Origin of the sequence: Microcystis sp. M169S2 (genome assembly GCF_020245865.1) — a bacterium.
Classification (GTDB): domain Bacteria; phylum Cyanobacteriota; class Cyanobacteriia; order Cyanobacteriales; family Microcystaceae; genus Microcystis; species Microcystis ichthyoblabe_A.
The window spans coordinates 1-7,695 of record NZ_JADBUB010000122.1 but is presented as its reverse complement, the minus strand read 5'-3'; the positions used below and the strand labels follow the sequence as shown (position 1 = coordinate 7,695).

The 7,695-nt window shown below is 42.6% G+C and carries 7 protein-coding genes and 2 tRNA genes; 1 reads left to right on the top strand and 8 read right to left on the bottom strand.

The features are described from left to right. Nucleotides 1–338: 338 nt before the first annotated feature. The 5 genes from IM485_RS12915 to IM485_RS12895 form a co-directional block, all read right to left on the bottom strand. Entirely contained in the window at nucleotides 339–704 is a 366-nt protein-coding gene (locus IM485_RS12915) for a hypothetical protein (protein ID WP_002735843.1), read from the bottom strand. Next, nucleotides 705–1,064, bottom strand: coding sequence for a YtxH domain-containing protein (locus tag IM485_RS12910; RefSeq protein ID WP_104395580.1), 360 nt, complete (start codon nucleotides 1,062–1,064; stop codon nucleotides 705–707). A gap of 460 nt (nucleotides 1,065–1,524) precedes the next feature. Next, a complete protein-coding gene (locus IM485_RS12905) occupies nucleotides 1,525–1,713 on the bottom strand; it encodes a hypothetical protein (protein ID WP_287743522.1) in 189 nt (62 codons plus the stop codon). Further along, on the bottom strand, nucleotides 1,697–2,713 hold the full coding sequence (gene glsA / locus IM485_RS12900; protein ID WP_002736106.1) for a glutaminase A: 1,017 nt from the start codon (nucleotides 2,711–2,713) through the stop codon (nucleotides 1,697–1,699). The genes IM485_RS12905 and glsA overlap by 17 nt, the downstream gene beginning before the upstream one ends. 82 nt (nucleotides 2,714–2,795) lie before the next feature. Beyond that, a complete protein-coding gene (locus IM485_RS12895; RefSeq protein ID WP_287743519.1) occupies nucleotides 2,796–3,644 on the bottom strand; it encodes a carbonic anhydrase in 849 nt (282 codons plus the stop codon). Between the two features lie 168 nt (nucleotides 3,645–3,812). Between IM485_RS12895 and psbN the strand changes: the two genes are divergently transcribed. Further along, nucleotides 3,813–3,944, top strand: coding sequence for a photosystem II reaction center protein PsbN (gene psbN, locus IM485_RS12890; RefSeq protein WP_002736132.1), 132 nt, complete (start codon nucleotides 3,813–3,815; stop codon nucleotides 3,942–3,944). Here psbN and IM485_RS12885 read toward each other — a convergent pair. The 3 genes from IM485_RS12885 to IM485_RS12875 form a co-directional block, all read right to left on the bottom strand. Beyond that, a complete protein-coding gene (locus IM485_RS12885) occupies nucleotides 3,941–6,949 on the bottom strand; it encodes an alpha-mannosidase (protein WP_287743516.1) in 3,009 nt (1,002 codons plus the stop codon). The genes psbN and IM485_RS12885 overlap by 4 nt on opposite strands. A gap of 365 nt (nucleotides 6,950–7,314) precedes the next feature. Next, a tRNA-Thr gene (locus IM485_RS12880) sits at nucleotides 7,315–7,386 on the bottom strand. 8 nt (nucleotides 7,387–7,394) lie between these two features. Then, nucleotides 7,395–7,479, bottom strand: a tRNA-Tyr gene (locus IM485_RS12875). Nucleotides 7,480–7,695 lie beyond the last annotated feature (216 nt).

The following is a 7,695-nucleotide window of genomic DNA, read 5'->3' as shown; positions in this document are numbered from 1 at the left end:
TCTCCCGAAACAGGTGCAAGATTCTGAGAGAATCGTGCTTCAAAACCTTGCGTCTTCATGGTTCCGCGTCCTGTAGGGGCGAAGCATTCGGACAATAACTTATCGGTGAAACCGTAGATTTTCTATCCGAATGCTTCGCCCCTACTTTTTCAGCAAACCCTATTTAGGGTTTGCTGAAAAAGTTTGTTGGTGGGGTTAGGAGTTGAGAGTTGGGGTTTTAGGGAGTTGGGGTTTGAGGGTTTTGGGGTATTAGTTGAAATTCTCCTATCTCCCCACTCCCCCATTTCCCAATTCATAATTCATAATTCATAATTTATAATTCATAATTCCCCATCTCCTTAACTGCGTTTCCAAGTATTCCAAGCGACTTTAAAACCGATCAAGAGGCGACGGCTGCCACGATCGAGCTTGCTGAGACCAGCTTTAGCACTACCGAGACTGCGATCGACTCCTTGGACAACTTGGCGGGTACTTTTGACCCCTTCATCGATATTGTCGGTTAATTCGCTGATTTCCGCCCCTGTCAGGCGAATTGCCTCTAGAGTCGGGGGAAATTCCCGATGGAGGGTATCGAATAATTTTTCGGCACTGCGGGCTGCCCGGGCTAACTCTTGCAGGGCAGGTAAAGCGGCGATGAAAACCGCCGTTAAACTAACGGCGACTAGCAGTAAAGAACATCCTAGCCAGAAAATAGGTTCGGTCATTTAATAGTGATTCGAGTGTTGATTATCGCCTTGGCGAGATTCTTGCGAGTCAGGGGAGGGATTGTCGGTGGCTAGACTTTGACTAGCTTCGATTCCAGCTGTCACCGCCTCTTTTAATCTGATTAAAGTATCATCCCAATTACGCCGGGCCGATTCCGATAGGCGATCGGCCTGCAATTGCATCGTCGTGGTCAGATCTTCGGCTAATTCAGGCAAAGCCCGCGCGGATTTTTGCAGAATTCGACGGGTTTCTTTTCCAGATCTGGGCGCTACTAATAAACCCGTCACTACTCCGATCGCACTGCCCACTAAAACCCCGACGACGAATAAGCCACCGTTACCGTTATTGTTATCTGCCATAGGATTGCCCTTGTACTTAATTCCCAATTTTACGAGCAATTACACTTCTCTTGTGCAGTTTCTTCGGCAAAATTTTGACCTGTTGCTCTTGGTAAACAAAAACAGAGGCTCTCTTAGGTTGGGTGGGCAAAATGTATTCTAAGATACAGTCCTGCTGGCGAGCGAGTGGAAGGAACCACAAAGACACAAAGGACACAAAGATTGATCGATCATAGAGTAAGTTAAACTTATCACACAGAACCTAGAAGAGCCAAACAGACCTAGAAGGGATAAATTGAGAAAAAACTAGCGATCGGGTAAAACCTGATTTTATGGCTGACTTTGAGCCAATAAGGGAGTGAAAAAGAAGAACCTCTGGGAGTCTTGCCGTGTTTCGACCCCAAAGGTTCCTCTTATGCTGAACTTATACTCCTCACACAATATTTATATTACACACAACCCACTGCTTTTGTCAAGAGGTTTATGACATTTTTTTCCACAGACCTCTGGCCAAATTAATTTCCCAGGGTTGGTAGGCGCTCTTGCTGGGGACAGTTAAGTAGGGTTTGCGGCAAAAAGTTTTTCCTGGGGGCAGGGTGTGGGGTGTGGGGTGTGGGGTGTGGGGTGTGGGGTGTGGGGTGTGGGGTGTGGGATCAACTATTGCCTTCAAGCCATGTTTTTAAATCTCGTTCTGGTTTAGCCACATTGAATAAATGTAAACCAAAATCCTCTGAAATATCTTGACAAATTTTCACTCCTCTGATGCTGTTGCCTTTTTCATCTAAAAGGGGCGAAAAAGTCCCAATTCCCAACTGATGGGGAACTACTGCCGTAATTCCGCCCCCGACACCGCTTTTTGCCGGTAATCCTACCCGATAGGCCCATTCTCCCGAAGCGTCGTACATTCCACAGGTAAGCATAACACTGATCACATCTTGAACGTAGTGTTCATCGATCGCCCGTATTCCTGTGATTGGGTTGACACCCCCATTAGCTAAGGTAGCAGCCATCAGAGCTAAATCGTGAGCATGGACGAGAATGGCGCATTGTTGACAGTAAAGATCGAGGGTTTCTTCAATTTTATCGCTAACCATGCCAAAATTTAGCATTAGATAGGCCATGGCCCGATTGCGATTGCCGGTGGATTTTTCCGAGAGAAAAACGGGGACATTAATCTCGTGATCCCTGCCGGTATAGCGTTTAAACATTTCTAAAATACGTTTTAGCCTTTCCGTGGCATTCTGTCCGGTGATTAAATCCGTAGTAGCGATCGCACCAGCATTAACCATAGGATTATAGGGACGATTGGTTTTTTCATCGAGAATAATCGAGTTAAAAGCTTCTCCGGTGGGTTCAACACCGACTTTACTATTAACGTATTCTCTTCCGTGATCTTCTAGAGCTAATCCAAAGACAAAAGCTTTAGAAATTGATTGTACCGTAAAGGTTTGCTGACAGTCTCCCACCTCAAAAATCTGACCATCAGTGCTAATTACAGAAATACCAAACCATTCTGGAGCTGCTAGGGCTAATTCCGGAATATAATCGGCGATATGACCCGTCTGTAAATCAGAGTATTTTGCGTGCAGATAGTTAAGATAGTTCCGAAAAGGATAGACTAACTCTTGCTCGGAATTGACGGGACTAATAAAATCTTTTGGGGAAGCCATAGAGGAGTATAGCAGTTATCGTTTAATTGCCACTCTAGAGACGTTAATAAGCACATCTCTAGAGAATTTCTGTAATCCCTAATTAACTTCTCGAACCGCGATAAATGCGATCAGCTTGGGAGGGTTCTAAATAAGTATAGCCCGGTTTTTGGGTTGAGGAGCCATTCTTTTTGGCCACAGTATTAACCGCAGGAGTCGCTTTTTTTACCTCCGCGTGAGTCCTGATATAATCCTCAGAAATCTTGAAGGGATGACTATTGGGAAGATGACGACTAGAGGGTAAATTGTCTTCTGGTTCGGGATGGGTGATTTTACTATGGGGAGCGACAAAATCGTGTAGGATGGGATCGTAGGCTAAAATTTCGCCGGTTTCAATCCGAAAAATCCAACCGTGTAGAGATAATTTACCCTGATGTAATCGGGAACGAATAATTGGATAGCTTTGCAAATTACTTAACTGATTGAGAACATTTTCTGCTACTGTCACCTCGATCAGTTCTTCTCCTTCTAATTCTTTGTAATTATCCTTAACTAAACGTCGAGTAGCTTCTGCTTGTTTTAACCAATCGTAAACTAAAGGCATTTCATCGGCCAGACTCTGCAATTTTAACAAACCTTTCATCGCTCCACAATGGGAGTGACCGCAGATAATCACTTGCTCGATGCCGAGAGCGTTGATAGCATATTCTATAGATGCACCCTCACCACCATTGGTTGCTCCGTAGGGAGGAATTATATTTCCCGCATTACGAATTACGAATAATTCCCCCACCTCCGCTTGGGTAATTAGGTTAGGATCGATCCTGGAATCGGAACAGGTGATAAACAGGATTCTCGGTTTTTGTCCGTGGGAGAGTTGCTCAAATAATTGCCGATGTTCATCAAAATAACCACTCTGGAACTTTTCTAGTCCCTGTAGGAGTTTCTTCATAATAATTTTTCTGGTTTAGTTTGATCGCTATTGAGTCGATCCTTTCAGCATTATCGGGCATGAGATAACAGCAATGCAACCGGCCAGATTAGCGATCGCTATCGGCTGCGAGATCGGTTATATTTTGTTAAGATAAGATACAGACTGTATCTAAGCAAATTTTATTCTATGGAAACTGCAACAATTTTGGGTGTTTCGATCGCTGCCGCTTTGGTAGGAATTACCGCTTTAGCTCTTTATACCGCTTTTGGACCGCCGGCAGCAGAATTAAGCGATCCTTTTGAAGATCACGAAGATTAATTCTTTAATAACCATGTGGCTATCTGCCAAGGAGAAATTTGCTCCATAGGATCGATCGCTCTTTCTAAACCATCGATCGATTCTTTTATTGTTAATTGTAATTGATTTTGCCAATCAATAACAGCGTTTTCTCCCTGACATTCATAAACGCGCATTACCCAACCCCGAGAGGCTGTTTCACTTTGTTTGAAACTCATTAAAATTAAGTTATCGGCTGAGAATTTTAACCATTGTGCCACGGGTGGCAACTGGGTTGATCGAGAAGAATTATTAATAAAAATAACGTTGACAGGTAAGTTTAACTGCCAAGCATGATGGACAGTTTTCGCCATTTTCCAGTTACCTTGATGGGGATATATTGCATAGGTAAATTCTTGTTTACCCAGATCCGCCTCGGGATCTGGCCAGCGGGGACTTCTCAACAGAGTTAATCGCAGTTGCTGGTTAGTAGCATCATAGCCATATTTATTATTATTTAAAAGACTTACCCCATAGTTTGCCTCTGTATCGGTTAAATCCGCCCATTTATGGGCGTAAACTTCCCATTTTGGCGATTCTGGTTGGTGGGAACGCTCGATCGCACCACAGGCAATTTCATAGGTGGTAAAATCGCTGTTTAGGGTAAGAGGAAAAGCGGTTTTTACTAAAGTATGTTCTTGCTGCCAATTAACAATATTTTTAATCTGGAGAATAGGGGAATCTTTTTCTAAGATATAATCTTGACAAAATTGCGAATCAGCTAAACTTCTGATCACGCGAATCTGCCAGCGCAAGGGACCACATTCTAAGCATTCGATCGATTTTAATACTGTTTTAGGTAAGGTATATTGTTGATAATTCGGATCGATATTCCAAGCGTCCCAATATTGTCCTTGATCTTTAAATGCCTGTAATTGATTACCAGCAGCTTGCAGGATTTCTTTTTGATTAATTATATCAAATATACTATCTATATCTCCCGTTTCCGAGTTAATGGTAACTTTAAGCATTCCATTATCTAAAATAAATTGGCAGTTAGTTAAATTTTGCTCGGCTGCTTGCTGATTGGCAACTAACCAAAATAACTTATAACCCACAGAAGGAATATTTTCAGCGAGAAATAATAGCTGATTGTCGTGGGATAATTGCGAAAGACAAAGACAATTATTCAAGTCATAAACCGAACAATTGACAGATTCTATTGCTAAAGAGATAACCTGGGTTCTTTCCCAGTTAAGAGAATTAAAAACTAGAAAAGGCTTTGCTTGGGGATGGGGGGGATTAGGCAAATTAATTTGATTAGCAATTGCCTGTAAAGCTTGATCTAAAATTGCTTCACCTGTGCTGATAACTTGCCGCCATAACTGATTGGCATCCCTAAATACTTCGGGGATCGAAGTACCCGGCAGTACATCATGAAACTGATTTAATAAAACCTTTTTCCAAGCGGATTCTATCTCGACTTTCGGATAGGGAATCTCTAGTAAAATATTAGCCAGAGAAGACCATAATTCTCCTTGATACAAGAGGATTTCACAGTAACGATTATAAGCCTTTTGGTCAGCGTGGGTAGTATAACAACCCCGATGGAATTCTAGATATAATTCATCATCCCAGATAGGGAGATTACTTGTCTCCAGACTGTCCAGATAAGTTGTTGCTTGGCTAAATTTTAACTGGGGGAAAAAAGGAGATGTTTGCCAACGTTGGGCCACTTCTAACATATCACGAGTCGGACCGCCGCCATGGTCGCCAACTCCGGGCAACCAAAAAATATCTTTTAAGCCGGTTTGCTGTTCCCAATTGAGAGCATGATCGATCATAATAATTGGGTTAGTATCCATAACTCCGGCAACATTAGGAGGAGACATTAGGGAAAGAATTTTACTGCCATCGGGAGATTGCCACCAGAAAAAACCGTGGGGAAATTTAGTCGTATCATTCCAATGTAGTTTCCCGGTTACAAAGTATTTGATGCCAAAGGATTTAAGAATTTGTGGCAATTGGTAGGGAAACCCAAAGGTATCCGGCAGCCAAGCAGTTTCAGTGATTTGCCCAAATTTTTCTTGAAAATATTTTTGTCCATAAAGTAGTTGTCGAAATAGGGATTCTCCAGAGATTAAATTGACTTCTGGTTCTACCCACATCCCGCCCAAAAGTTCCCAAGATTGCCCTTTATATGCCTCTAGAATTGCTTCAAACAGGTCAGGATGATGTTTTTCTATCCATTCGTAAATTAGGGGACTAGAATGACCAAATATGAGGACAGGAAAATCTTTTTGCAGGTTTAAAACCGAGATAAAAGTGTTTTTTGCCACTTGCCAAGTTTCTGCCAATGGCCACAACCAAGCCATATCTAAATGTGCGTGGCCGAGAAGATGAAAACTGCGTTCTTTGAGAGGTTTAGCGAGGGGTTGCAGGGATTGACGAATTGATTCTAGGGATTGATTAAATTTATCTTTGTTGGTGACATTATCCCAGTCAATATTATCGAGAGTAGCGTTAAAAATAGCTAAGTTTTCAGGATAAAAAGTTTGTAGATAATTATGAAGAATGGTTAATTCATCAGCAACAAAACCAGGATCGATCGCTTGGCTATATTCATAGATTAACTCTGATTTCATCAAACCACCAATATCATGATTGGGACTGACTAAACGGAGAGTAACAACGATTTCTTGACCAGTAGAGACCGAGTTGGAAAGTAAAATGCGGGTGGAAGAATCAAAGAGATCTCCCGCTTGGATAAATTGATTATTAATATAAATTTTGACATCTTCCGCCCACCAAGTTAAGATTAATCTAAGTTCCATTCCCGCCAAAGGATAACCGGCTAAATGTTCGGGGACAATAATTTTTTGAGTTAGATATTGAATTTGTCTGCCGGCTGGCCAAATAATGTATTGTTTTTCATTAAGGGTGACGGGTTGAATTGGTTTTCCCGCTGCTGTAGCGATCCACCAATTTTTCTGGACATCTGTGCGGGTGAGGTGAGACAGTTTAGCGATGTTGTCGAGAGGAGACATGAGCCAACAAATAAGTTAATTTTGACTATTTTAGGCGATCGATGTCTAATTGGGCTAGGGGAGAACTTATGTTAACGCCATAGTGCTGAAGACTTACTTAGGGTTTGCGGCAAAAAGTTTTTCGGTGGAGGTAGGGTGTGGGGTGTGGGGTGTAGGGTGTAGGGTTTTACCCATTTTCAGGGGGTCAATTACCTAATTTTCAGGGAAAAAGTCCCTAAATTTCCCCCCCGATCCCTCCAATGGCCGGTACTTTTTGATTTCAAAAAAGCCTAAAAATATTATCCAACAAGGTTTTTAGATTTATTCAGCAAGCCCTACTTAATCTCATCCGCCAACGGCTGATTGAGAATGAGCAGGGAAGAGAAAGCCCGTGATGAGGATTGAACTCATGACCTCACCCTTACCAAGGGTGTGCTCTACCACTGAGCTACACGGGCATTGATCGTGGTGGGCCGGGCCGGATTCGAACCAGCGTAGGCGTAGCCAACGGATTTACAGTCCGCCCCCATTAACCACTCGGGCACCGACCCATTAATTCCACGATTAACAATCATAGCACCCTTAGCTAAAACACACAAGGGTTTAGGGAAAAAAATTTTTGAGCCATATAGCAAAGAGCGGGATAGTTAGGACATAATAGAGAAAAAGAAATGAGGAGAAGCTTTCATGGCAGCACCCTATAGTGATGATTTAAGACAGAAAGCAGTGAGTGCCGTAGAGCGAGGGGAGAAAAAAAGCCATGTCTG

Bases quoted from the DNA above. Each gene is read 5' to 3' on its own strand.
- glsA (WP_002736106.1), bottom strand. From the start codon at position 2,713: ATGGCTTCCCCAAAAGATTTTATTAGTCCCGTCAATTCCGAGCAAGAG.
- psbN (WP_002736132.1), top strand. From the start codon at position 3,813: ATGGAAACTGCAACAATTTTGGGTGTTTCGATCGCTGCCGCTTTGGTA.
- IM485_RS12885 (WP_287743516.1), bottom strand. From the start codon at position 6,949: ATGTCTCCTCTCGACAACATCGCTAAACTGTCTCACCTCACCCGCACA.
- IM485_RS12910 (WP_104395580.1), bottom strand. From the start codon at position 1,064: ATGGCAGATAACAATAACGGTAACGGTGGCTTATTCGTCGTCGGGGTT.
- IM485_RS12895 (WP_287743519.1), bottom strand. From the start codon at position 3,644: ATGAAGAAACTCCTACAGGGACTAGAAAAGTTCCAGAGTGGTTATTTT.
- IM485_RS12915 (WP_002735843.1), bottom strand. From the start codon at position 704: ATGACCGAACCTATTTTCTGGCTAGGATGTTCTTTACTGCTAGTCGCC.